Here is a 23359-nt window from a genome sequence, read left to right as displayed (position 1 = left end):
TGGTGCACAATGGCGTCAAATTGAGTCATCAAGCACATAAAAATCCAATCAAAATGCTTAATTCCGTTCAGTTTGCACACTGTTTCCTGTGCTGCCCGCCCGCTTTTGCGCGGCAGAACATACCGCTCAAAGCGGCCCGCTTATTGCTCTTGCTGCTCCAACTTCAACCCGGAGCACCCGAACAATGAGCTCACCCTCCGAATTCCCGCTGTGCGAGGCGCCACAGCACGCCCGCAAAGGCCTGTTGCCGATCGCCATGGTGCTGTTCAGCTTTACCTTCTTTACCGGGACGATGTTCGCCGGGGGCAAGCTGGGCATGGCATTCAACTTCGTCGACATGCTATGGATCGCCACCATTGGCAACACGCTGCTGGCACTTTACGCCGCCGCGCTGGCATTCATCGCTTCGCGTAGCGGCCTCAACACCGTGCTGATGGGGCGCTTCTGCTTCGGTGAGGCCGGTAGCCGGCTTTCGGACTTTCTGCTGGGCTTCGCCGAACTGGGCTGGTACGCCTGGGGCACCGCCACCGTGGCGATCGTGCTGGTCAAGTTGCTGGGGTTGGCGGAAGGCTTCACGGTGCCGTTGATGGTGCTGTTCGGGCTTGGCTTCAGCATCACGGCAATCGTCGGCTTCAAAGGGCTGGACCTGCTGTCGCGGGTTTCGGTGCCGCTGATGTTCGCGCTGCTGATCATCTCGATGGTCATTGCCACACGCGACGTGGGTGGGCTGCAACAGCTGGCGGCGCTGGTGCCACACGAAACCATGACCTTCTCGGCGGCGGTGACCATGGTCTTCGGCACCTTCGCCAGCGGCGCCACCCAGGCCACCAACTGGACGCGCCTGTCGCGCAGTGGGCGGGTGGCGGTGACGGCCAGCGTGGTGGCGTTCTTGCTCGGCAACGGGCTGATGGTGGTGGCTGGCGCCTGGTGCGCGATGGTGTACCAGCAGGCCGATATCGTCGAAGTGATGATGCTGCAAGGGCTGTCGTTCGCGGCGGTGGTGATGCTCTGCCTGAACCTGTGGACGATCCAGGGGCCGACCATCTACAACGTCGCCGCCGCGGCCTGCCACCTGCTGCGCAGCGAGCGCCGGCGCACGGCGACGCTGCTGGCAGCCGGCGTGGGTATTGTGCTGGCGATCGGCGGCATGTACGAATTGCTGATCCCGTTCCTGGTGCTGCTCGGCTCGATCATTCCGCCGGTGGGCGGGGTAATCATGGCGGATTTCTGGTACCGCCACCGTGGCAAATACCCGGCGCTGGCCACGGTCAGCCTGCCGCGCTACAACCTGACGGGGCTTTGCGCCTACGCCGTGGGTGCGGTGGCGGCCTACGCCTCGCCTTGGGTGGCGCCCCTGGTGGGCATCGGTGCCTCGGCGCTGTGCTACATCCTGCTGGTTGAACTGACTGGCCGGCGCCGTGCGCTGGGCCAGGCCCGGGCCGAGCCGTGAGCCTGGCGCTTGAGGAAATCCTCCGCCTGCCGGGGCTTGAAGACATGGCCGTGCGGGCCGGCGCGCGCAACCTGCAGCGGCGGGTGCGCTGGCCCTATGTGGCAGAAAACGAAGGCATCGCCGAATGGGTGATGGGCGGCGAGCTGGTGTTCGTCACCGGCATCAACCACCCGCGCGGCGAAAGCAACCTGCTGAGCCTGGTCGAGGATGGCGACGCGGTAGGCATCGCTGGCCTGGTGATCCTCACCGGCGGCAGCTTCATCCAGGGCATCCCAGTGGCGGTGATCGAGCGTGCCGAGCAATTGGGGTTGCCGCTGATCGAGCAGCCCTATGCACTGAAAATGGTCGTGGTTACCCACCTGATCGGCACGGCGCTGGTGCAGATGGCGCAGGTGCGCCGCTCGCGCAATGACATCCTCGGCCAGCTGCTGACCGGTGACTACCCCAGCCTGGCCATCGCCCGCCAACGTGCAGCGCATCTGCACCTTGAACTGGACGGGCCGCAGCGCCTGGTGGCGTTGCGCCTGTCGGCGGTGGACGGGTTGTTCGAGCGGCATGGGCTGGCCCAGGGTGAGCGCCTGTGGCAAAGCACCCGGCAGGCGCTGGAAGACCAACTGGAAGCCTGGTGCCGTGGCCACCCTGGGGCGGTGACGGCGCAACTGGCAGGCGACCTGTTCGTCCTGCTGTTGCCGGATACGCCCGGCCTGCGTGCGGCCCTGGCCGGGCTGCACCAGCAGTTGGCCGCAGTGGCGGGGGAGATGGGCCTGTTCATGGGGCTGTCGAGCCCGGCCGAAGATTGCGGCCACTACCGTCAGGCCCTCAACCAGGCACGCCAGGCCCTGGAGGTGGCGCAGAACCTGCGCCCGGCCACCGGCCTGTGCGACTTCAGCGAACTTGGCGTGCTGCGCCTGCTGCAAGGTATCGTCGACCGCTCGCTGATCGACGACTTCGTCACCCAGACCCTTGGCCCGCTTCGCGCACCCGGGCGCAAGCAGCCCAACGCTCTGTTGCACACCCTCGACGCGCTGCTCAAGGAAAACGGCAACGGCCTCAAGGCCGGGCAGCGCCTGGGCGTGCACCGCAACACCATCAATCAACGGATGCAACGCATCGAACAATTGAGCGGGCAGTCCCTCGACGACCCGCTTTTTCGCATGAATGCTGCGGTCGCTATGCTGATATGGCGCATGACCGAAGCCCAAGGCAAGGAGTAACCCATGAACATCATCAACGCACGCCTGCGCGGCAAGGCCGGCCTGTTCCGTATCGAGCTGGACGGTGATCGCATCGCTGCCATTGCGCCCCAGGCGCAAGTGGTATCGCGCGTCAACCCGGATGACCTGGACGCCCAGCAGAACCTGGTGGTGCCGCCCTTCGTCGAGCCGCACATTCACCTGGACGCCACCCTGACCGCCGGCGAACCGAACTGGAACATGAGCGGCACGCTGTTCGAAGGCATCGAGCGCTGGGCAGAACGCAAGGCGATCACCACCCACGACGACATCAAGACCCGCTCGAAGAAGACCATCGGCATGCTGGTGGAGCACGGCATCCAGCATGTGCGCACCCATGTCGACGTGACCGACCCCAAGCTCACCGCACTCAAGGCAATGGTCGAAGTGCGCGAGGAAGTGCGCGACCTGATCGACCTGCAGATCGTCGCCTTCCCGCAGGAGGGTATCGAGTCTTACGCCAATGGCCGGGCGCTGATGACCGAAGCGGTGGCCATGGGCGCCGATGTGGTGGGCGGCATTCCGCATTTTGAAAACACCCGTGATCAGGGCGTGTCGTCGGTGAAGTTCCTGATGGAGCTGGCCGAGCGCACCGGTTGCCTGGTGGACGTGCACTGCGACGAGACCGACGACCCGCAATCGCGTTTCCTCGAAGTGCTGGCCGAAGAGGCGCGGGTGCGTGGCATGGGCGCGCGGGTCACGGCGAGCCATACCACGGCCATGGGTTCCTATGACAATGCCTACTGCTCCAAGCTGTTCCGCCTGCTGAAGATGTCGGGCATCAACTTCGTCTCCTGCCCGACCGAGAGCATCCACCTGCAGGGCCGCTTCGACACCTACCCGAAACGCCGCGGGCTGACCCGCGTGGCCGAGATCGACCGGGCGGGGATGAACGTGTGTTTCGGCCAGGACTCGATCGTCGACCCGTGGTACCCGCTGGGCAACGGCAACATCCTGCGCATCCTCGAGGCCGGGCTGCACATCTGCCACATGCTGGGCTACGAGGACCTGCAGCGCTGCCTGGACCTGATTACCGACAACAGTGCGCGCACGCTCAACCTGGGCGAGCGCTACGGCATCGAGGTGGGGCGCCCGGCGAACCTGCTGCTGCTGTCTGCACCGGATGACTACGAGATGGTCCGCAGCCAGGGGCATGCGCTGGTGTCGGTGCGCCACGGCAAGGTGCTGATGCGCCGCACACCGGCGCAGGTCGAGCGGTTCGCCTGAAAGCGTCGAGGCAGACAACCCTGATCAGCTCTGGCAGGGCGGCCAGCTGATCGCGGTTGGCGTTGCGGTGCCTTTGAGCGCTTGCCTGGCGGCGTTTAACTTGGCACCCTTTGGGGCCCTTGAACCGTGCATGCCGTGACAGAAGGAACACACCGTTGAGTTGGGACAAAATCGGGAAACTCCTCGTAGCCCTGTTGCTTGGCCTGATGGTCATGCTGGTGGCCTATGTGGCGCTCAAGGGCAACGCACGCCTTGAGGCTTCCCTGACCTACGCCTATCTCACCTACCCAAGCCAGTTCAGCGAGCGCATCAGCAAGGCCAACGAGCAGCTCAAATACGAGCGCTTGCAGCCGCGCATCAACAGCATCGGCCAGGGTGCGTTGAACCAGGAGCAGGTGGATCGGCTGATCGATCTGGCCCAGGCACCCTATGCCCAGTTGTTCGCCAAACCGTTCGAGGCCGGGTTGGTGGACCACCGCACCGGCTTGCTCATCGAGTTGCGCAACACAGGTGACGTGCAGGTTCGCGAGGTCAAGATACGCCTGCCGGCCAAAGGCCTGGTGCAGGTGCGCGATGCCGCTGGCAACGACACCCTCATCGAAGCCGCGACACCCATGGTCGAGATCCCCGCCATCGAGCCGGGTGGGGCGTGTAAGGTCTGGGTCTACTTCGATGCCGATTACTCGCAGATTCGGCAGAGCGGTATCAGCATCAGCCATGCCGATGGCGTGGCCGATGTGCAGGTCTATCGCGAATTCATTGGTTTGCCGGCATGGGCGGCACGGTACAGCCGCGAGCTCATGGTGCTGCTCGGCGTGCTGGTGCTCGGTGTACTGGGCCTGGGTTACGCCTGTTTGGCCCGCCGCCGCAGCTGAACACCGCCGTCGTGCAGGGCCAGGCTCTGGCGCAGTTGTTCGACCATGGCCGTGCGCAAGTCTTCAGGTGCCTGCACGCGGATGGACCCGGCCTGGGACAACAACCAGCCCATCAGCGCGCGGCTGTCGTCGACCGTGGCATCCAGCGTCGCGCCACCTGCACCATGCGGGGCAAGGCGCATGTCATCGGACAGTGGCTGATCTTCCAGGCGCCGTGCGAGGGCGTCGTCAACCCAGGCGCGCAGTTCGATCTGCTGCGTAGGGGACAGCACGTCCGGCTGCAGCTGTTGCGCCTCCCCCAGGCTCAGGCCCGGTTGCCAGTACCAGCCGTAAGGCATGCCCTTGTTGTTGCAGCGCAGAGGGAACAGCGTCGCGAGTTCGTTGAGGTCGCGCTCGACCGTACGTTTGCTGGTTCTGTGGCCAACGTTTGCCAGTGCTGCCTGCAACTGCGTCGAACTCAAGCCGGGGTGGCGGTCGGGCAGCAGTTTGAGCAGTTGCCACTGGCGGGCGATGGTGTGGCGGGTCGTGTGGCTGGGCAAAGGGCTCGTCCTTGAAGTCCAGGCGGAATGCGCCTGGGTGATGGCATATGGCTATTGCCGCGAGCATACCCCCTAAGTCGATGGGATCCAAGTTTCAGGCGACGGAAACACAGCCTGCAAGGCTTGGCTCTGTCGCCGCTTGCAGGGCCAGGATCTTGTAGCAGGGCCTTGCCCGTTACCCGCGTCTGCCCTGGTACGTCCTTCAGCTCACCTTTGGCATAGCAGTACTTCCCGCGTCGTCTATAAAACGTGGCACCTTGGAGGTGATCCTGGGTGACAAGGGGAAGCGCTGAATGGGCTGCTCACGCCAGGCAGTTCTGCAGCGCTTCGATAAACACCTCTTCAGCTCGGCTCAGGCGCTGCTCCCTGTTCCACAGCAGGTGAATATCCACATCCGCGATGCCTTCCTGCGGCGGCAGTTTCCACAGCAACCCTGCCGCCACATCCACCGCCACAACATGCTCCGGCAGGCAACCGATGCCAAACCCGGCGATCACCAGCCGGCGCACCTCCTCAAGGCTCGGCGACGACGCGACGATGCGGCCGGAAAACCCCTGCTGGTCGCGAAAGATGGTCAACGGCGAGAGCATCCCGCCAATCTGATCGCTGGTGAAGCTGACGAAATTCTCCCGCTGCAAATCCCCCTCGGCCTGGCCGAACAGGGCATGGTGCTTGCCACAGAAAAACGCATAGCGCTGGCGCAGGAACAGGCGTTGCTCCAGCCGCGGTTGTGCCCGGCGGTTCAGGCTCAGGCCTGCCGTGGCGGTCTTCTCCTGCAACGCGGCGACGATGTCGGAGCTGCGCATCACATCGATTTCCACATCCACCCGTGGGTGTTGGCGGTGGAAATCGGCGAGAAAATCGTCGAAACGCTCACTGACGATACGGCTGATCATCAGCAACCTGACCTTGCCCACCAATTCGTCCGCTGGCTGTTCCAGCAGGCCGCCGATCTGCGACATCTGCCCATACACCTCGCCAGCCAGCAGGAACAGCTGCTCACCCATCTACGGCGCCTGGATCAGCCCCATGCCGATCGCCTTGACGACCGCCTGCACCTTGTTGGCCGCGCCGAGCTTGGCGAGGATGTTGTTGATGTGGAACGTGACGGTGCGCTCGGAGATGTTGAGCTGTTCGCCGATCTCGCTGGCGGTGCGGCCTTCGCTGGTCCAGCTCAGCACCTCGCGTTCGCGCTTGGTGAGCGAGATGCTCGCGGCCGGCGACAGCTTCGGCACGAGGAACCGGCCCATCAGCGAATGCGAGAGATTGGCGAGCCAGTTGGCCTGCAGCGTCAGGCTGTTGATCTCGGCCGGCGTGAGGCGGTCCGAGCGCCGCGCGATGGTCAACAGTCCGAACACGCCGCGCGCGGCCCAGCTCGACTGCGCGACGCCGACCGACATGCCGAAGTCGCGCGCGTCGCGCCAGAGCGACGGTTGCTCCGCCGCATCGGCGTCGGGCCAGATGATCATGTTCGGGCTCGCCGCCCCGTCGCGCACGGTCGGATCGATCTCGATGTAGTTGCGCGCCTGATAGTGCGCCATCCAGCCCGGCGGATAGGTGTCGAAGATCTCGACCAAGGGCTGCGATCCCGGCTGCGGCACGCGGATTCCATAGCAGCAGTACTCGAAGCCGAGACGCTTCGAGTATGCGGAAACCTGGTGAAAGAGCTGCTGCTCGTTTTCCGCCGTATTGAACTGGTGGTAGGCATCCTGCCAGCGTAGTTCCATGTCGGTGAGGACGAAGCGTGGCCCACGGCGGGCGATCAGCTGCCGGCCGAGTTGTTCCTCCAGGCGCTTGAGCGCCTGGCTCACGGCCGGCTGGGTCAGGTGCAGGCGCGCCGCGGCGCGGCTGATTGACAGCTCCTGGCCGATCACCCGGAAGGTGCGCAGCAGGTTCCAGTCGAGGCGGTCGTTGAGCAGGCGGTCGGACATGGCGGGGCTCGATGATAAGCGTGGCTAATAGTGCAAATAATAAATAGAAAATTGACTAATCATAGCCCCGGGACGATAAATCGCAGTCAAGCGCCCACAGAGCGCTACCGTGACCCGATCAACTCCTGCCAGAAAAACAAACAAAGGAGCCCCCCATGCAGCCCACTGCTTCGCCCCAGCCGCGCCGTGCCGCCGCGGCCGCGTTCATCGGCACCATGATCGAATGGTACGACTTCTACATTTACGCCACCGCTGCCGCGCTGGTGTTCGGCGCCTTGTTCTTCCCCTCCGACAACAGCCTGTTCAGCACCATGGCTGCCTTTGGCACCTTCGCTGTGGGCTTTTTCGCCCGGCCGTTGGGTGGCATCGTCTTCGGCCACGTGGGCGACCGCATCGGCCGCAAGAAATCGCTGGTCATCACCTTGTTGATGATGGGCATCGTCACCGTCTGTATCGGCCTGCTGCCGACCCATGCGCAGATCGGTGCCGCCGCACCGGTGCTGTTGATCATCCTGCGCGTCATCCAGGGCATTGCCGTCGGTGGTGAATGGGGTGGAGCCGTGCTGATGGCCGGCGAGCATGCGCCCAAGGGCCGGCGCAACTTCTTTGCCTCGTTCGCCCAGTTGGGCAGCCCGGCGGGTTTGATCCTTTCCTTGTTGGCGTTCGGCGCTGTCACCCGGCTGCCCGAAGAGGACCTGATGAGCTGGGGCTGGCGCGTGCCGTTCTTGGCCAGTGCGCTGTTGCTGCTGGTGGGCCTGGCGATCCGCCTGGGGGTCAACGAGTCGCCTGAATTTCTTGCCAGCCGCGAGCAGGCGGCCAAGGCCCAGCGCAAGGAGCAGGCGCCGGTGCTGGAAGTGCTGCGCACCGCCTGGCGCCCGCTGCTGCTGTGCATCGGTGCCAATACCCTGGGCATTGCGGGGGTCTACTTCACCAACACCTTCATGATCAGCTACACCACCCAGCAACTGCACCTGGAGCGTTCGTTGATCCTTGAATGCCTGTTCTTCGTGGCGATCATCCAGTTCTGCGTGCAGCCGCTGGCCGCGTGGCTATCGGAAAAGATCGGCGCCACGCGCTTCCTGGCCTTGGTCGCCGTGCTGGCGATGGCCTCGCCGTACCCGATGTTCGTGTTGGTCAGCTCGGGCCAAGGCCCGCTGATCGTGCTCGGCATCGCCCTGGCGGCAGCCTGCATGGCCTCGTTCTATGCGGTGATCGCCGGCTACGTCAGCGGCATGTTCGAAACCCGGGTGCGCTATACCGCGATTTCCATGGCCTACCAGGTGTGCGGCGCCATCGCCGGCGGCCTCACGCCATTGATCGGCACCTGGCGCACACCTTCACAGGCCTTTGGTGGCCGATGGCGGTGTTCTACACCCTGATCGCCGCCATTTCCCTGGTGTGCGTGCTGGCCCTGGCGCGCCAGTACGCCCACAGCCAGCGCCTGGAACTGGCCTGATTCAACTTCTTGTTTTTGGAGTATCCGCACATGTTGAAAAGCAATGGCGAACGCCTGTGGGCGAGCCTGATGGCCATGGCCGAAGTCGGCGCCACCGCACGCGGCGGCAGCTGCCGTCTGGCCCTGAGCGACGAAGACAAGGCTGGCCGTGAACTGTTCAGCCACTGGTGCCGCGAGGCCGGCCTGAGCCTGAGCGTGGATGCCATCGGCAACCTGTTCGCCCGCCGCGCTGGCAGCGACCCAAGCGCCGCCCCGGTGATGATGGGCAGCCACCTCGACACCCAGCCCGAGGGCGGCCGCTTCGATGGCGTCTACGGTGTGCTGGCGGGCCTTGAGGTCGTGCGCCGCCTCAACGACCTGAACATCCAGACCCGCAAACCGCTGGAAATCGCCGTCTGGACCAACGAGGAGGGCGCCCGTTTCACCCCGGCCATGTTCGGCTCGGCGGTGTTCACCGGCACCCTCGCGCTGGACCAGGCCCTGGCCATCCGCGATGCCGACGGCATCAGCGTGGCGGATGAGCTGAAACGCACCGGTTACGCTGGCCAGCGCCCGCTGGGCGGCAAGGTCGATGCCTACTTCGAAGCGCATATCGAGCAAGGCCCGATTCTGGAGGACAACGCCAAGGCCATCGGTGTGGTCAGCGGTGGCCAGGCCATCCGCTGGCTGGACGTTACCGTCGAAGGCATGGCGGCGCATGCCGGCACCACGCCGATGCCGCTGCGCAAGGATGCGCTGTACGGCGCCGCGCGGATGATCCAGGCCGTCGAGCAACTCGCCGCCGACTTTGCCCCCGAAGGCCTGACCACCGTGGGTGAACTGTCGATCGCCAAGTCCTCGCGCAACACCATCCCCGGTGTGCTGCGCTTTACCGTCGACCTGCGCCACCACCGCGATGAAGCCATCGAAGCCATGGAGCGCGACCTTGGCCAGAAACTGCAGGCCATCGCCACCCAGCGCGGCTTGCAGGTACGCATCGACCGCCACTGGGTGAGCCCGGCGACGCCGTTCGACGCCGACTGCGTGGCGGCCGTGCAGCAGGCGGTGGATGGCCTTGGCTATGCCCAGCAATCCATCGTCAGCGGCGCCGGCCACGACGCCATTCTGCTTGCCCGTTACTGCCCGACGGCCATGGTGTTCATCCCCTGCGTCGGTGGCCTGAGCCACAACGAGGCCGAAGACGTACTGCCCGAGGACGCCCGCCAGGGCGTCGATGTATTGCTCAACGCCGTGCTGGCCCGCGCCGGCCGTGCAGAAGGAGAAGCCTGATGCGTTGCTACTTCCACCCCGAACAACTGCTGCACCACCCGCGCAGCTACTACTCGCGCGGCGCCATGCGCACCCCGCAGGAAGTCCCCGAGCGCGCCCAGCGCCTGCTGCAGGCGGCCAAGGACCTCGGCTTCGACATCCGCCAACCTGCCGACGCTGGCCTCGACCCGCTCAAGGCCGTGCACGGCGAAGCCTACCTGGCGTTCCTCGAAGAGGCCCATGCGCGTTGGAAGGAAGTGCCCGAAGACTGGGGGGACGAAGTCATGTCGAACATCTTCGTCCGTGAACCCAACGCCCTGCGCGGCATCCTCGCCCAGGCCGGCCGCTACCTGGCCGACGGCAGCTGCCCGGTGGGCGAGCACACCTGGCACTCGGCCTACTGGTCGGCACAGAGCGCCGTGGCTGCCGCCAAGGCCATCCTCGACGGCGAGCCCGCCGCCTACGCCCTGTGCCGCCCACCGGGTCACCATGCACGCTTCGATGCCGCCGGCGGCTTCTGTTACATCAACAACGCCGCCGTCGCCGCCCAGGCCCTGCGCAGCCGCTACCGCCGGGTGGCCATCCTCGACACCGACATGCACCACGGGCAGGGCATTCAGGAGATCTTCTACGAGCGCAACGATGTCCTGTACGTCTCCACCCATGGCGATCCGACCAACTTCTACCCAGGCGTTGCCGGGTTCGAGGATGAGCGCGGCAGCGGTGCGGGGGAGGGCTACAACCTCAACCTGCCGATGGCCCATGGCGCCAGCGAGGCGGATTTCATGAGCCAGCTGGAGGTTGCGCTGAATGCGGTGAAGGACTTTGGCGCCGAGGTGCTGGTGCTGTCGCTGGGGTTCGATATCTATGAGCTCGACCCGCAAAGCAAGGTGGCGGTGACGACCGAAGGGTTTGCGGCGTTGGGTGAGCGGATCCGGGCGTTGCGGTTGCCGTGTGTGATTGTGCAGGAAGGGGGGTATCACCTGGAGAGTCTGGAGGCGAATGCGCGGGCGTTTTTTGCCGACAATGCGGGCAACTGTGGCCCATCAGGCCATGGCACGTTGCAACAAATGTAGGAGCGGATTTATCCGCGATGCGCCGCGCGGGCGGCGCTCGATCTCACAGGCGCTGAACATGCCGTGACGGGCACCCGGGGAGATGCGAAAGCCTTCTTCGCGAACAGGGTGGGTTGGTGATAAGTGCTGCACGCCGGTAGTTGTATTGTCTCTATCGGCGTCTCTGATACTGTTCGATGCTATGGACAAGGATGTAATCCTTTCAGAAGTACTACCACCCATACCTTACGTTTACCCCTAAGCTTTCAAGGTAGTACATGGCCGGTTTCAACTGTTCCATTGAAGTTCTAAAGTGGCCAGATTGATTGGTTAGGATGAAATCTCTTCCCGCTCTGATTATGTATCCTGCGCTGATAACTTCGAGGCGTCTGCCGAGTGCGTGTTGTCCCAGTTCGGCTATGCTGGCGTGGCTTAGGTGTCCGTCTTCGATGTTGTAGCTGCCGATCAAAAAATCGTTGTCTCGAGTAAAGACAAATTTGTTTTTTGAATCCGCTTCGGGAATCCTCTCCAAGCTTCCTGGACCTTTTGCTAGGGTGAAGTGAGCTTTTCCGCGGGATATTAAATCTTCAGCGTCCCACCTATCATTTGCCAATTTTTCAGGTTCGAGGTTAGTTAGGGTTTTCCACTCGCTTGTTATTGCTTTTCTAGGCTTTAGGGGTAGTTTGAATCTAATGATTGCCAGGATTTTAGTAACGATAGTCTTGAGTCGGTATTTACCGCTAGGGTCTTTTGAGTTAATGGGGTCGTTGATGCAGTAAGCATAGCAGTTTAAGCCTCCGCGGTTAAAAGGGCTTAGTGCGTCAGGGCTGATGAAACGCATCAGACGGGGGTTGTATAGCCGGTGTCCATTTCCGAGGGCGTAACACCCTGTTGCAGTAGAAAGAAGCTCGCCGTTGAAGCCCAATAATCCAGTTGGCCAGGTAGTAATGTTTCGATAGCCGTATGCGTCATAGGCCTGCCAGCCAGCTCCGGAACACATTGCATTCATATCTACTCCCCGCCGATAGCATGCTTGGATATACCTACAATTATCGCCTACGGTCTTGATTACGGGTAACTGGCAAAAATAACAGGTGCGAGTAGTTTCTTGATTTGTTGGGCGGCGCTCGATCTCACAGGCGCTGAAGATGCATCGGGGAGCGTCTTAAACCCCCGCCTGCCGCACATGCTTCACCAACACCTTCTCCAGCAACTCCCACATCGCCGGGTCCGTACTGAACGCCACGTTGAACCGCATCCACCCGGTCGGCTTGGCATCCACCATGAACAACTGCCCGGGCCCAAGCATGATGCCTTTCTCCAGCGCATCGTCCAGCAGCGCGGCGCTGTCGGGGATGGCCGGGTGGCGGGTCCAGATGTACATGCCTTCGTCCGACTCGGTGAACAGCTCGAAGCCGAGACGATGCAGGTGACGGCCAACTTCCTGGTGCGCCTCGGCCAGGCGCTGGCGCAGGCGTTTGAGGTGCTTGCGCCAGCGACCGTCGATGATCGCGGCGTACACCACGCGCTCCATCACCTGCGAGGTGGTCAGGCCCGAACGCATCTTCAGGTGCAACAACTTCTGCGAAAGCGCCGGGTTGGCCAGCAGGTAGCCGACCCGTACGTTGGGCGAGATGCTCTTGGAATAACTGCCCACATACACCACCTGCTGCAGATGGTCGAGGCTGGCCAGGCACGGCTGTGGCTCGGCGACCATGTCGGCGTACAGGTTGTTCTCCACCAGCCGGAAGCCGTGCTGGCTGGCCAGTTGCAGGAGGCGGTGCAGCTGCGGCAACGGGGTGCGCGAGCAGGTCGGGCTGTGCAGGTGCGGCTGGGTGAAAAAAGCGGTCGGGCGGTGATGCGCCAGCAGTTGCTCCAGGTGGTTGAGGTCGTAGCCGTTCGGGGTGCGCGGCACGCCGATCAGGGTGGCGCCCTGGGTACGCAGGATGCTCATCAGGTTGGGGTAACCGGGGTCGTCCACCAGCACCACGTCACCCGGGCGCACCAGCGTGCGCACGGCGAGGTCGAGTGCCTGGCTGGCGCCGTGGGTCAGCATCAACTGCGCCGTATTGGCGACGATCGACAGCTCTTGCTGCAGGTTCTGCGCAGTCAGCGCGCGCAGCTCCGGCAGGCCCATGGGATCGCCGTAGCCGGAAAGCTCCAGCGGGCTGCCGGCCACCTGGCGCAAACCACGGCGCAGGCCTTCTTCGTACATCCAGTCGTTGGGCAGCCAGCCGCAACCTGGCTTGAACGGCAGTTGGCGGGTTTCGAAGATCTGCTGCAGGTACCATTCGGAGTTGAACGATGGTCGACTGGCGTCGGCCTCGGCGGTGTGTGTGTCCAGCAACTCGGCCACCGCGCGGTTGACGAAGAACCCGGCATTGCCCTTGCTCACCAGCAGCCCCTGAGCCACCAGGCGATCGTAAGCCTCGACCACGGTGAAGGTGCTCACCGAATAGGTCGCGGCGAACGCGCGGATCGACGGGACCTTGGCGCCTGGCTTGAGGGTCTGGTTGTCGATCAGCTCGCGCAGCCCGTCGATGATCTGGTTGACCAACGGGGTTGAGGAGTCTGGATGTAATTCGAGCATTCGGGGGCCTTGAGGGTGCGTATCGCCTGGCGCCTGCAGGGTGTATTGCATCGGCGGCCTGTACAGTGCAGTGCGAGATTCATGCCACTGTGCATGGCTCTATCTGTCGGACATTTTTACATTAGGTGTCAGATATCGCCAGATAAAGCATGTTCAGTTCGCCCGAAGGGCAAACCTTCGGGTGTGCAAGCAGGCCGCCAGGGATGGCCTGCGTGTGTTTGCGCACACCTTCCTGCCCGCATTAGCGCTGATGTACAGGTGAAGCCGATCGCCATCATGGCTTCACGCATTTCCTTGGATAAAAAGAAACACGGGGTACACAACTGATGGGAGCAACATCCACAACCACCACCGCGAAAGGTGAGCACGAGAGCAAGCTCAGTGCCTCGCTCAAGTCGCGCCACCTGACGATGATGTCGATCGCCGGGGTTATCGGCGGCGCCTTGTTCGTCGGTTCCGGCAGCGTGATCCACAGCGCCGGCCCGGCTGCTGTCCTGGCCTACCTTGCCGGCGGCATCCTGGTGGTACTGATCATGCGCATGCTCGGTGAGATGGCGACGTCCTCGCCCGACACCGGCTCGTTCTCCACCTACGCCGACCGCGCGATTGGCCGTTGGGCCGGTTTCACCATCGGCTGGCTGTACTGGTGGTACTGGGTCATCCTGATGGCCTGGGAAGCGTACGTGGCGGGCAAGATCCTGCATGGCTTCTTCCCGGACGTGAGCGTCAACGTGTTCGTGCTGGCCACGACCCTGTTGCTGATTACCGTGAACTTCTTCAACGTCAAGCACTACGGTGAGTTCGAATTCTGGTTCGCGCTGATCAAGGTGATTGCGATTGTCTGCTTCCTGATCGTGTGTACCGCGGCGGTCATGAACGTCTGGCAGTTCGGTGAAGTGCGGGGCATCACCCACCTGACCGCCGAAGGCTTCATGCCCAATGGCATTACCACGGTCATTGGTGCGTTGCTTGGGGTGATGTTCGCCTTCCTCGGCGCCGAAATCGTCACCATCGCGGCCTCCGAAGCCAAAGACCCGGCCACCCAGATCGTCAAGGCCACCAACTCGGTGGTATGGCGTGTGTGCCTGTTCTACGTCGGTTCGATCTTCCTGATCGTCTGCCTGGTACCGTGGAACGACCCTCAGCTGGGCGTCTCCGGCTATGGCGCCTACCGCCGTACCCTGGAACTGCTGGGCGTGCCGTATGCCGAGCTGCTGATGAACTTCGTGGTACTGACCTCGGTGAGCAGCTGCCTGATCTCCGGCCACTACACCGCTTCGCGCATGCTGTTCTCCCTGGCCCAGCGTGGCGACGCACCGTCGTTCTTCAAGATCACCCGCGCCGGCACCGGCGTACCGGTGTACGCGATCATCGGTTCGTGCGCGGTGGCTGTGGTTTGCGCGCTGATCAACTTCAGCGAAACCCTGCGCCCGAAAGACGTGCTGGACACCCTGATGAACACCACCGGCATGATCGCCCTGCTGGTGTACCTGGTGATCGCCTTCTCGCAGCTGCGCATGCGCCGCAAGCTGATCGCCGAGGGCAAGGAAGTACGCCTGAAGATGTGGCTGTTCCCGTGGCTCACCTACCTGGTGATCGCCTTCATCGTCGCCGCGCTGGTCACCATGGCCTTCATGCCTGACTACCAGATCCTGGTGATCTCCACCGGCATCGCCGCGGCCATCGTGGTGGCCATGGGTGTGGTGCATCAGATTCGTAGCGCCAAGCAACACTAAGCACTAGTGCTGCTTAGAAACGGCCGGCTCCCTTGGGGACCCGGCCGTTTCGCGTTGCTGGGCCGGGGTTTTGTCTGAAGGCATGTGGAAGCGCCCGTTCATCCACGGCGAGCCGAGGAGGGCGGCGGCGGCGATCAGGGCCAGCAGGGCGAGGGCCAGGAATGTTTTCATGGGCATGCGCATAGTTGAACTGACTCCAAGCTTAGCCCGTCAGTTCCGGCCCTGATGCCGGTGAAGACAACAGCGGTAATCTCACACTACAATGCGAAGCATTATCACCTGGACGTTTGTGCTGTCATGTCCGATACCCCGCCCAATCAGCAATTGCTCGACACCCTGGCACTGCATTACGACGACCTGGTCAAGTTCATCAGGCAGCGTTTTCGCGATCGTCACTTCGCCCGTGATCTGGTCCACGACGTATACCTGCAGATCCTCGACAAGCCTCCCCGCGAACGGGTGTCGTTGCCCTTGGCTTTTCTGCGCAAGGTCACCTTCAACCGCGCCATCGACCGCATCCGCGCCGAGTCGATTCGCGCCGCACACCTGGCCACCGCCAGCACCGAAGAGCCTGCGCTGGATACCTGGGACGGCGCACAGGCATTGGATTTCGAGCAGCAATTGCATGCCTTGCTGGCGATCATCGAAGGGCTGCCGGCGCGCCAGCGTCAGGTGTTCCTGCTGCATCGCATCCACGGCATGGCCCAGCGTGACATTGCCGAGGAACTGGAGATCTCGACCAACATGGTGACCCAGCACTTCAACCGCGCAATGCGCGCCATCATCAGCCGTTGGGAGCCCGCGCGCCGCCTGCGTGGCGAGGGCCAGGCATGAGCCAGGACAAAACAGCCGCGAAACAGCAGGCCGACCTGCTGGAACCCTTCAGCGCAGCCTTGCGCGAGCGAGTGGCTTCACGCGAGGTGCTGCTGGCCGAGGCCAAAGCCATGACCGCGCGGCAGCGCAAAGGGCGCAAGGCCGCAGGCTCGACCGCCCTAGTGTTGCTGCTGGCAGGCGCTGTGTGGTGGCTGGACCCGGCTTGGCGCACTGAGCAGGTGCTGGTGGCCATTGGCGCGCAGCGTGAAATCCAACTGGCCGATGGCAGCCAGGTACTGCTCGATTCCGGCAGCCACCTGCGTATAGAGCGCCGCCTGCGCAGCCGTCAGCTGGAGCTGGTGGATGGGCAGGCCAGGTTCATTGTGGTGCATGCCGATGCGCCGTTCATTGTGCGTAGCCAGGGCGTAACCGTGCGCGACATCGGTACAGTGTTCGATGTACGCAGCGATGTGCGCGGGGTGCGGGTGGGGGTGCTGCAAGGGGAGGTCGAAGTCAGTAACGGTCGCGGGGAGGTGCAGCCGCTGCAGGCTAATCAGCAGGTGCTGGCTTCGGTTGCCGAGTTGAGTGAAGTGCAGCAGGTGGACAGCGTAGCGCTGGACGGCTGGCGGCAGTCGGTGCTGCGCTTCGATGGCACGCCGCTGCGCGAAGCGGTCGTCGACTTGCAGCGCTACAGTGAACAGCCGTTGCGGTTGGCGGATGAGCGTACCGGCGGGCTGCGGCTGTCAGGGGAGTTCGATAGCCGGCAGGTGCGGGCATTGCTCGAGCAGTTGCCGGCCGTGTTGCCGGTGACCACGGTGCGCGGTGTGGACGGCGGCCTGACAATCGGCCGGAAAGATTGATCGCCTGTACCGGCCTCATTGCCGGCAAGCCGGCTATCAAAGTAGGCGCGGCGCTACGGTTGTGGGAGCCGGCTTGCCGGCGATAGGGCCAGCACAGGCAACCAATAATTATTTGCAAGTGCACATCAACTTTCCTCCATGGCCAACCGCCATCCCCATGAAGTCACTCGAATCGTTGGTATGGGGAACACATGAACAACGCTTTTTCACCGTTGGCGCTGTTGGCCGGATGCCTGATGGCCAGTGCTGCCGTGCAGGCGCAGGACGCCACCTTCACCGTGGATATCCCGGCGCAACGCCTGGACCGCTCGCTCAATGAACTGGCGCGGCAGACGGGCACGCGCATCCTGTTTGCCACCGACGCCGCTCAAGCCCTCCAGGCCCGTGCCGTACAAGGGCGTATGACCGTCGAGCAGGCCCTGCAGCGACTTCTGACGGGTAGCACACTGCAGGTGCAGCGTGTCGGTGACGGCTACTTGATCGGCAGCGCTGCCAGCGGGACTGCGCTGGAGCTTGGCGCCACCAACGTCGACGGCCAGTTGTTCGGCAACATCACGGAGGGTAGCGGTGCCTACACCCTGGGTTCGACCCGCAGCGGTACCGGCCTGGACCTCTCGCTGCGCGAAACGCCGCAGTCGATCAGTGTGGTCACCCGTCAACGTATGGACGATCAGGGCCTCAACGGCCTGACCGAGGTGTTGCAACAAACACCGGGCTTGTCGGTGCAGAGCCTGGGCAGCGAGCGCTTCAATATTTATTCGCGCGGATATTCGGTCGATAATTTCCAGTTCGACGGTATCCCGACCACCCTCGACATCGTCAGCCAGGTGTCGGCCCAGAGCCTGGCTGACATGGCCGTTTACGACCACGTTGAAGTGCTGCGCGGTGCAACCGGCCTGCTGACCGGCGCCGGCGATCCGTCCGCCACCATCAACTTGGTACGCAAGCGCCCGACTGCAGCGTTCAAGGGGCATGTCAGTGCCGGGCTGGGGTCGTGGAACAAATACCGTACCGAAGTCGACCTTTCGGGGCCGCTGACACCAACGGGCAATGTGCGTGGGCGGATGGTCGCGGCCTACCAGCAGAGCGACAGCTTCGTCGACCACTATCACCAGGAAAAACAGGTGTTCTACGGTATCCTCGAAGCCGACCTGAGCGACACCACCTTGTTCACCGTAGGCGCCGACTATCAGAAGAACGAGCCCCAAGGTTCGTCGTCGGTGGCGTTCCCACTGTTCTACAGCAACGGCGAGCAGACCGATTTTTCGCGCTCGACCAACAGCGCTGCGCGCTGGAGCAGCAACCCGCAGGACGTGCTGAATACCTTCGCCAGCCTCGAGCAGCAACTGGGCCATGACTGGAGCCTGCGCGTTGCCGTCAACCAGATGTACATCAATCGCGAGGACTATCGCCTGGCCACCGCCAGTTGGGGCTTCCCTGACAAGCAGACCGGGCAGGGCGTGCGCTTGTATGGCGGTGCCGGCAGCACCTGGCAGAAACAGGTCGGCGTCGATGCCCAGCTCAAAGGGCCGTTCCAGGCCTTTGGCCGTGAACATGAGCTGGTACTGGGTTACAACTTCTCCCGTTATGAAAATCACCACGACCCGTTGCGTGGTACGTCGATCGAAGGCAATCGCGTCAACTTCTTCACCTGGGATAACTACACCACCGAGCCAAACACCGGCGTCGGCAAGCTGTACGACGGTGATACCAGCATTTATCAGACGGGCACCTACCTGGCCACTCGATTACGGCCTACCGATGACCTGTCGGTAATACTCGGCACCCGCGTCAGCAACTACCGTTACCGTTACGATCTCGAATACGTGGTCAGCCCTGCGTTGAACCGGGTTACAGCCAACCGTGAGAGCGGGGTGGTCACGCCCTATGCCGGCATCGTCTATGACCTCAACGGCATCCACTCGGTCTACGCCAGCTATACCAGCATCTTCAAGCCGCAGACGGTGCGTGATGCCTCCGGCAGTACCCTCGACCCGCGTGAGGGTGACAACTACGAGGTCGGCCTGAAAAGTACGTACTTCGGCGGGCGCCTCGACACCAGCATTGCCGCCTTCGAGATCAAGCAGGACAACCTGGCCGAAGTCGACCCGGGCAAAGTCGTGCCCGGCACCACCACCTCGGCCTATCGGGCGATTTCCGGCGCCACCACTCGCGGCTTCGAAGTAGAAGCCACCGGCGAGTTGCAACCCGGCTGGAACCTGAGCGCCAGTTACAACCACAGCATCACCAAGGACGCTGATGGTGAGCGGGTGAACACGGTATCCCCGGCCAACATGGTCAAGCTGTGGACCACGTACCGCCTGCCGGGCGAGCTGGAGCGGCTGACCGTAGGTGGCGGCATGAACTGGCAGAGCGGCACCCACTTCACGGCGGCGCCGGTGGACCTGGGCAAGACGGTCAAGGCCAGGCAAGGGCAGTTCGCGGTGTTCAACCTGATGGGGCGCTACCAGTTCACCGAGCAGCTCTCGAGCACCCTCAACGTCAACAACCTGTTCGACAAGAAGTACCTGAGTGCGCTGGATACCACGTTCTACAGCGGCTACTACGGTGAGCCGCGCAACGTCATGCTGACCACGCGCTGGGATTTCTGATTGTGGCAAACGGCCCCTGATGGCTGGCACATGGCTTATGCTGAGCACATTGCCCGCCAAAAGGAGCCCCCCATGGCCTGGTCCGCCACCCAGTATTCCCTGTTCGAAGATGAACGCACCCGCGCCGTGCGCGATTTGCTGGCCGCTGTGCCGCCGCGCCCGGTGCGCCATGCCACCGACCTGGGTTGTGGCCCGGGCAATTCCACCGAGGTGCTGCTGCAGCGCCACCCGGATGCCCAGGTGACTGCGCTGGACAGCGACCCGGACATGATCGACAAGGCGCGTGCGCGGCAGCGCCTGCGTATCCCGCGGGTGCGCTGCGACATCGCCGAGATCGCCACCTGGACCGCACCCGAAGCACAAGACCTGATCCTCGCCAATGCTTCGCTGCAGTGGGTGCCCGACCACGGTTCGCTGTACCCGCACCTGGTGCGCCAGCTGAGCGAAGGGGGAAGCCTGGCCGTGCAAACGCCGGACAACCTCGACGAACCGGCCCACCGGCAACTGCGCGAGATAGCCGGTCGCGGCCGCTGGGCCGACAAGTTTGCCGACTTCAGCTTGCCGCCGCGGCATAACGCGGCGTTCTACTACGACCTGCTCAGCCCGCTGTGCTCGCGGGTGGATGTGTGGCGCACCACCTATCACCACCCGCTGCCGGGCGGCGCCGAGGCAGTGGTGGAGTGGTTCAAGGGCTCGGCCCTGCGGCCGTATCTGGCCAGGCTTGACCAAGATGAGCAGGCGGACTTCCTGCAGATGTACCTGCAGGCCATGCAGCACGACTACCCGCCGGCCACCGATGGCAAGGTGCTGCTGCCGTTCCCGCGGCTGTTCGTGATCGCTACCCGCTAGTTGCGACGCCAGCGCCATGTCACGTAACCGTAAACGCCGAGGTTGACCAGCAGCACGACGCCGCCCAGCAGCCATTGGATCTGCGGCGTCAGCCCGGCCGGGTAGATCAGCGGCCAGATGTAGTGCTCGACGAAACCGCCGTGGTAGCCGGCATCGCCTGCGGCGAAGCGCATGCGGTTTTCCCAGTCGGTCAGCGGGCACTCCAGGTGCAGGCCCTCCACTGCCAGGCCCCAGGCCAGGGCGGGCAGGTGGACGAGCAGGGCGGGGCGCCATCTGAGCACCAGCAGGCCACCGAACAGCACCAGCAGGATGAAGGCCAGGTGTAGCAGGACCAGGGCGTCGGCGGCTAGGCGAGAGAGCATGGGCTGCGCATCTGAGGTTGGGATATTGCCAGCATACCTGTGTTCGCAGTGCTGGGCCCTTCGCGGGCAAGTCGGGTCGCCGCAGCGCCGCGCCTACAATTCTTCCTGGACCATCTGCAAGAACGTCGCCACCACCCGCCGCGTTCGCTGCTCGCTCAGGCACACCAGCGTCTCGGTCAGGTGCCGCTGGCAATCGACAATCGGCAGCGCACACACCCTCGCATCCGCGCCGAACTCGGCCGCCGACACCACCCCCACGCCAATCCCCACCACCACGGCCTCGCGCGCAGCCTCGCGGCCCTCGACCTGGATCGCCGGGCGAATCCGTAGCCCGGCACGCTGCATCTCTTCCTCCAGCGTCTGCCGCGTCACCGAGCCCGGTTCGCGCAGCACCAGCGGGGTGTCGTCCAGGTCTGCCAGGCTGATCGAGCCCCGGCTGGCCCAAGGATGGTTGTGCGAGACGAACGCCACCATCGGGTCGCGGCGCAAGGGCACGCAGTACAGACGCTCATCATCCACATCGCGCCCCAGCAGGGCGAGGTCGGCCTGGTAACTGAACAGCCGGGCCAGGGATTCATCTGTGTTGCCGGTCTCGACCTTGACCTGGATGCCCGGGTAGCGCTGGCAAAAGCGCGCGATCTGGGGCAGCACGTGCACTGGCGCATCCACCGCCAGCACCAGGCTGCCGGTGTGCAGGGCGCGGGAGTCGTGCAACAGCTCCTGGGCTTCGGCTTCGCAGGCGAACAGGCGTTGGCTGATGCCCAGCAGCCGTTCACCGAGGTCGGTCAATTGCACCGAACGCTTGTTGCGTTGGAACAGCAATACGCCAAAGCGCTCCTCAAGCTTGCGCACCTGGTCAGACACCGCCGGCTGGGTGAGAAACAGTTTCTGCGCGGCGCGGGTGAAGCTGCCGTGCACGGCCACCGCGTGGAAGGCCTTCAATTGAGCATGGGACACCGACATGATGACTCCAGTTAAAAGCTGAGCTTATGTGTGTAATACGATAAATCGATTTTATTTATCAGTCTGCAACTGTTTCCATAGCTCTCAACCCAACACCGCCCAAGCGGTCCGGGCCATGGCGCATGCAACTGCGCCATCTGACCAATGACGAGCCCACGTCATGCAGTGCGCAACACAAGAACAAGACAGGCGTTTTTTAACAATCTGCCGGCACACTTGAGCAAGAGGTCAGAGTCAACATGAACCAATCCCTAGCCGCGTTCAAACGCTGGCGTATCCAGATTTTCGCCATTACCTGGCTGGCCTACGCCGCCTTCTACTTCACCCGCAAGGCGTTTTCGGTAGCCAAGCTCGGTATCGGTGAAGACCCGACATTCATGCTCGACAAGGCCGCCATGGCCAACCTCGACGCCATCTACCTGGCTGCCTACGCCGTGGGCCAGTTCACCTGGGGCATGCTTGCCGACCGCTTCGGCCCGCGTGTGGTGGTGCTGGGCGGGCTGCTGATTTCGGCAGCAGCGGCGGTGGTGATGGGCAGCTATGCGACGTTCCCGATCTTCGCAACCTGCATGCTGATCCAGGGCCTGGCGCAGTCCACCGGCTGGGCCGGGCTGTGCAAGAACATCGGCAGCTTCTTCCCGGCCTCGCAACGCGGGCGGGTGTTGGGGTTGTGGAGTTCGTGCTACGCCTTCGGTGGCCTTGTCGCCTCGCCGTTTGCCGGCTGGTGGGCCTATACCCTGGTCGGTAGCTGGCACGCGGCGTTTTTCTCCAGTGCCGTGGTCGTGGCCGCGGTGGCGGTGCTGTTCTTCTTCCTGCAGCGCAACAAGCCCGAGGACGTCGGGTTGCCAGCAGTTGAGCCCGAGCCGCAGAGCATGGCGCCGGCCGGCAACCTGTGCAGCGTCTGGGCGCCGTTGCGCGAAATCCTGCGCAACCGCACGGTGCTCACCCTGGGCCTGGCGTACTTCCTGCTCAAGCCGGCGCGCTACGCCATTCTGCTGTGGGGCCCGGTGATCGTCTTCGAGCAGATGCCCTCGGTGGGCAAGGTGGGCGCGGCGATCATCCCCACCGCCTTCGAACTGGCCGGCTTGCTGGGCCCGATCATCATCGGCCTGGCCTCGGACAAGCTGTTCGGCGCCCGGCGTATGCCGGCCTGCGTGATCAGCCTGCTGCTGCTGACCGTGACCCTGGCGCTGTTCATGGCGGCCATGCACTCCGGCAGCATCATCATGGTGGTGGGCCTGCTGTTCGTCATGGGCCTGACCCTGTACGGGCCGGACTCGATGATCAGCGGTGCGGCGGCGATCGATTTCGGCACGGCCAAGGCCGGCGCTACGGCGGCCGGTTTCGTCAACGGCTGCGGTTCGGTAGGCGCGGTGCTCGGCGGCTTGCTGCCCGGCTATTTCGACAGCGTCACGGTGTTCATCGTGTTCGCGGGCTGCGCGTTGTTCTCGGCCCTGGTGCTGCTGCCGCACTGGAACAGCCGCCCGGCCAGCGTCGCCCATGCCAATGACGTGGCACCCAATACCAGCATGGCGATCAAGCCACTGCGCACTTAAAGGAA

General features: G+C 63.6%; 19 protein-coding genes and 2 pseudogenes. 13 read left to right on the top strand and 8 right to left on the bottom strand.

Annotated features, from left to right (window positions below):
• The first annotated feature begins 184 nt into the window (after positions 1–184).
• The 4 genes from codB (at position 185) to ACNQPL_RS17085 (ending at position 4784) form a co-directional block, all read left to right on the top strand.
• Positions 185–1450: a cytosine permease gene (codB, locus tag ACNQPL_RS17100; protein WP_416467327.1), complete on the top strand. Its 1266-nt coding sequence runs from the start codon at positions 185–187 to the stop codon at positions 1448–1450.
• Positions 1447–2664: a PucR family transcriptional regulator gene (locus tag ACNQPL_RS17095; protein ID WP_416467326.1), complete on the top strand. Its 1218-nt coding sequence runs from the start codon at positions 1447–1449 to the stop codon at positions 2662–2664. The genes codB and ACNQPL_RS17095 overlap by 4 nt, the downstream gene beginning before the upstream one ends.
• Before the next feature lie 3 nt (positions 2665–2667).
• A complete protein-coding gene (gene codA, locus ACNQPL_RS17090; protein ID WP_346613011.1) occupies positions 2668–3909 on the top strand; it encodes a cytosine deaminase in 1242 nt (413 codons plus the stop codon).
• A 155-nt stretch (positions 3910–4064) separates the two neighbouring features.
• The gene (locus tag ACNQPL_RS17085; RefSeq protein ID WP_346613012.1) at positions 4065–4784 is read left to right on the top strand and encodes a hypothetical protein; all 720 of its coding nucleotides are present in this window, start codon (positions 4065–4067) and stop codon (positions 4782–4784) included.
• Here ACNQPL_RS17085 and ACNQPL_RS17080 read toward each other — a convergent pair.
• From ACNQPL_RS17080 to ACNQPL_RS17070, 3 genes and pseudogenes are all read right to left on the bottom strand, one after another.
• Positions 4754–5323, bottom strand: a complete 570-nt coding sequence (locus tag ACNQPL_RS17080) for a WYL domain-containing protein (RefSeq protein WP_416467325.1) — start codon at positions 5321–5323, stop codon at positions 4754–4756. The two genes, ACNQPL_RS17085 and ACNQPL_RS17080, sit on opposite strands and share 31 nt — an antisense overlap.
• 302 nt (positions 5324–5625) lie before the next feature.
• A pseudogene (locus ACNQPL_RS17075) lies at positions 5626–6330 on the bottom strand (substrate-binding domain-containing protein); the annotation flags it as partial.
• Complete coding sequence (locus tag ACNQPL_RS17070; protein ID WP_416467324.1) at positions 6331–7254, bottom strand: autoinducer binding domain-containing protein; 924 nt, start codon at positions 7252–7254, stop codon at positions 6331–6333.
• A 155-nt stretch (positions 7255–7409) separates the two neighbouring features.
• Between ACNQPL_RS17070 and ACNQPL_RS17065 the strand changes: the two are divergent.
• The 3 genes and pseudogenes from ACNQPL_RS17065 to ACNQPL_RS17055 all read left to right on the top strand — a co-directional run bounded on the left by ACNQPL_RS17065 (position 7410) and on the right by ACNQPL_RS17055 (position 11034).
• Positions 7410–8710 (top strand): annotated as a pseudogene (locus ACNQPL_RS17065) (MFS transporter).
• A gap of 30 nt (positions 8711–8740) precedes the next feature.
• A complete protein-coding gene (locus tag ACNQPL_RS17060) occupies positions 8741–9979 on the top strand; it encodes a Zn-dependent hydrolase (RefSeq protein WP_346613016.1) in 1239 nt (412 codons plus the stop codon).
• Positions 9979–11034 carry a histone deacetylase family protein gene (locus tag ACNQPL_RS17055; RefSeq protein ID WP_416467323.1) on the top strand — a complete coding sequence of 352 codons (1056 nt, stop codon included), beginning with the start codon at positions 9979–9981 and terminating at the stop codon, positions 11032–11034. Before ACNQPL_RS17060 ends, ACNQPL_RS17055 begins: the two co-directional genes overlap by 1 nt.
• Positions 11035–11245: 211 nt before the next feature.
• On the opposite strand, the gene ACNQPL_RS17050 is transcribed toward ACNQPL_RS17055, so the two are convergent.
• A complete protein-coding gene (locus ACNQPL_RS17050) occupies positions 11246–12022 on the bottom strand; it encodes an RHS repeat-associated core domain-containing protein (RefSeq protein ID WP_346613018.1) in 777 nt (258 codons plus the stop codon).
• A gap of 156 nt (positions 12023–12178) precedes the next feature.
• A complete protein-coding gene (locus ACNQPL_RS17045) occupies positions 12179–13603 on the bottom strand; it encodes a PLP-dependent aminotransferase family protein (protein WP_416467322.1) in 1425 nt (474 codons plus the stop codon).
• A 326-nt stretch (positions 13604–13929) separates the two neighbouring features.
• On the opposite strand from ACNQPL_RS17045, the gene ACNQPL_RS17040 reads away from it, so the two are divergent.
• Positions 13930–15339 carry an amino acid permease gene (locus ACNQPL_RS17040; protein ID WP_346613020.1) on the top strand — a complete coding sequence of 470 codons (1410 nt, stop codon included), beginning with the start codon at positions 13930–13932 and terminating at the stop codon, positions 15337–15339.
• Positions 15340–15342: 3 nt separating this feature from the next.
• On the opposite strand, the gene ACNQPL_RS17035 is transcribed toward ACNQPL_RS17040, so the two are convergent.
• A complete protein-coding gene (locus tag ACNQPL_RS17035; RefSeq protein ID WP_346613021.1) occupies positions 15343–15522 on the bottom strand; it encodes a hypothetical protein in 180 nt (59 codons plus the stop codon).
• 114 nt (positions 15523–15636) lie between these two features.
• Here ACNQPL_RS17035 and ACNQPL_RS17030 point away from each other — a divergent pair, with 114 nt between their 5' ends.
• The 4 genes from ACNQPL_RS17030 (at position 15637) to tam (ending at position 20473) form a co-directional block, all read left to right on the top strand.
• Positions 15637–16173 carry an RNA polymerase sigma factor gene (locus ACNQPL_RS17030; RefSeq protein ID WP_346613022.1) on the top strand — a complete coding sequence of 179 codons (537 nt, stop codon included), beginning with the start codon at positions 15637–15639 and terminating at the stop codon, positions 16171–16173.
• Positions 16170–17012, top strand: a complete 843-nt coding sequence (locus ACNQPL_RS17025; RefSeq protein ID WP_416467321.1) for a FecR family protein — start codon at positions 16170–16172, stop codon at positions 17010–17012. The genes ACNQPL_RS17030 and ACNQPL_RS17025 overlap by 4 nt, the downstream gene beginning before the upstream one ends.
• Before the next feature lie 191 nt (positions 17013–17203).
• Positions 17204–19624 carry a TonB-dependent siderophore receptor gene (locus ACNQPL_RS17020; RefSeq protein ID WP_416467320.1) on the top strand — a complete coding sequence of 807 codons (2421 nt, stop codon included), beginning with the start codon at positions 17204–17206 and terminating at the stop codon, positions 19622–19624.
• Between the two features lie 72 nt (positions 19625–19696).
• Positions 19697–20473 carry a trans-aconitate 2-methyltransferase gene (tam, locus tag ACNQPL_RS17015; RefSeq protein ID WP_346613025.1) on the top strand — a complete coding sequence of 259 codons (777 nt, stop codon included), beginning with the start codon at positions 19697–19699 and terminating at the stop codon, positions 20471–20473.
• Here tam and ACNQPL_RS17010 read toward each other — a convergent pair.
• A complete protein-coding gene (locus ACNQPL_RS17010) occupies positions 20470–20835 on the bottom strand; it encodes a DUF2784 domain-containing protein (protein WP_416467319.1) in 366 nt (121 codons plus the stop codon). The two genes, tam and ACNQPL_RS17010, sit on opposite strands and share 4 nt — an antisense overlap.
• Before the next feature lie 93 nt (positions 20836–20928).
• Positions 20929–21798, bottom strand: coding sequence for a LysR substrate-binding domain-containing protein (locus tag ACNQPL_RS17005; RefSeq protein WP_346613027.1), 870 nt, complete (start codon positions 21796–21798; stop codon positions 20929–20931).
• A 239-nt stretch (positions 21799–22037) separates the two neighbouring features.
• Here ACNQPL_RS17005 and ACNQPL_RS17000 point away from each other — a divergent pair, with 239 nt between their 5' ends.
• Positions 22038–23354, top strand: a complete 1317-nt coding sequence (locus ACNQPL_RS17000) for an MFS transporter (protein ID WP_416467318.1) — start codon at positions 22038–22040, stop codon at positions 23352–23354.
• Positions 23355–23359 lie beyond the last annotated feature (5 nt).

Origin of the sequence: Pseudomonas sp. LFS044, assembly GCF_047978245.1 — a bacterium.
Taxonomy (GTDB): domain Bacteria; phylum Pseudomonadota; class Gammaproteobacteria; order Pseudomonadales; family Pseudomonadaceae; genus Aquipseudomonas.
The sequence above is the reverse complement of the archived record's forward strand: the minus strand, read 5'-3'. Positions and strand labels throughout refer to the sequence as shown.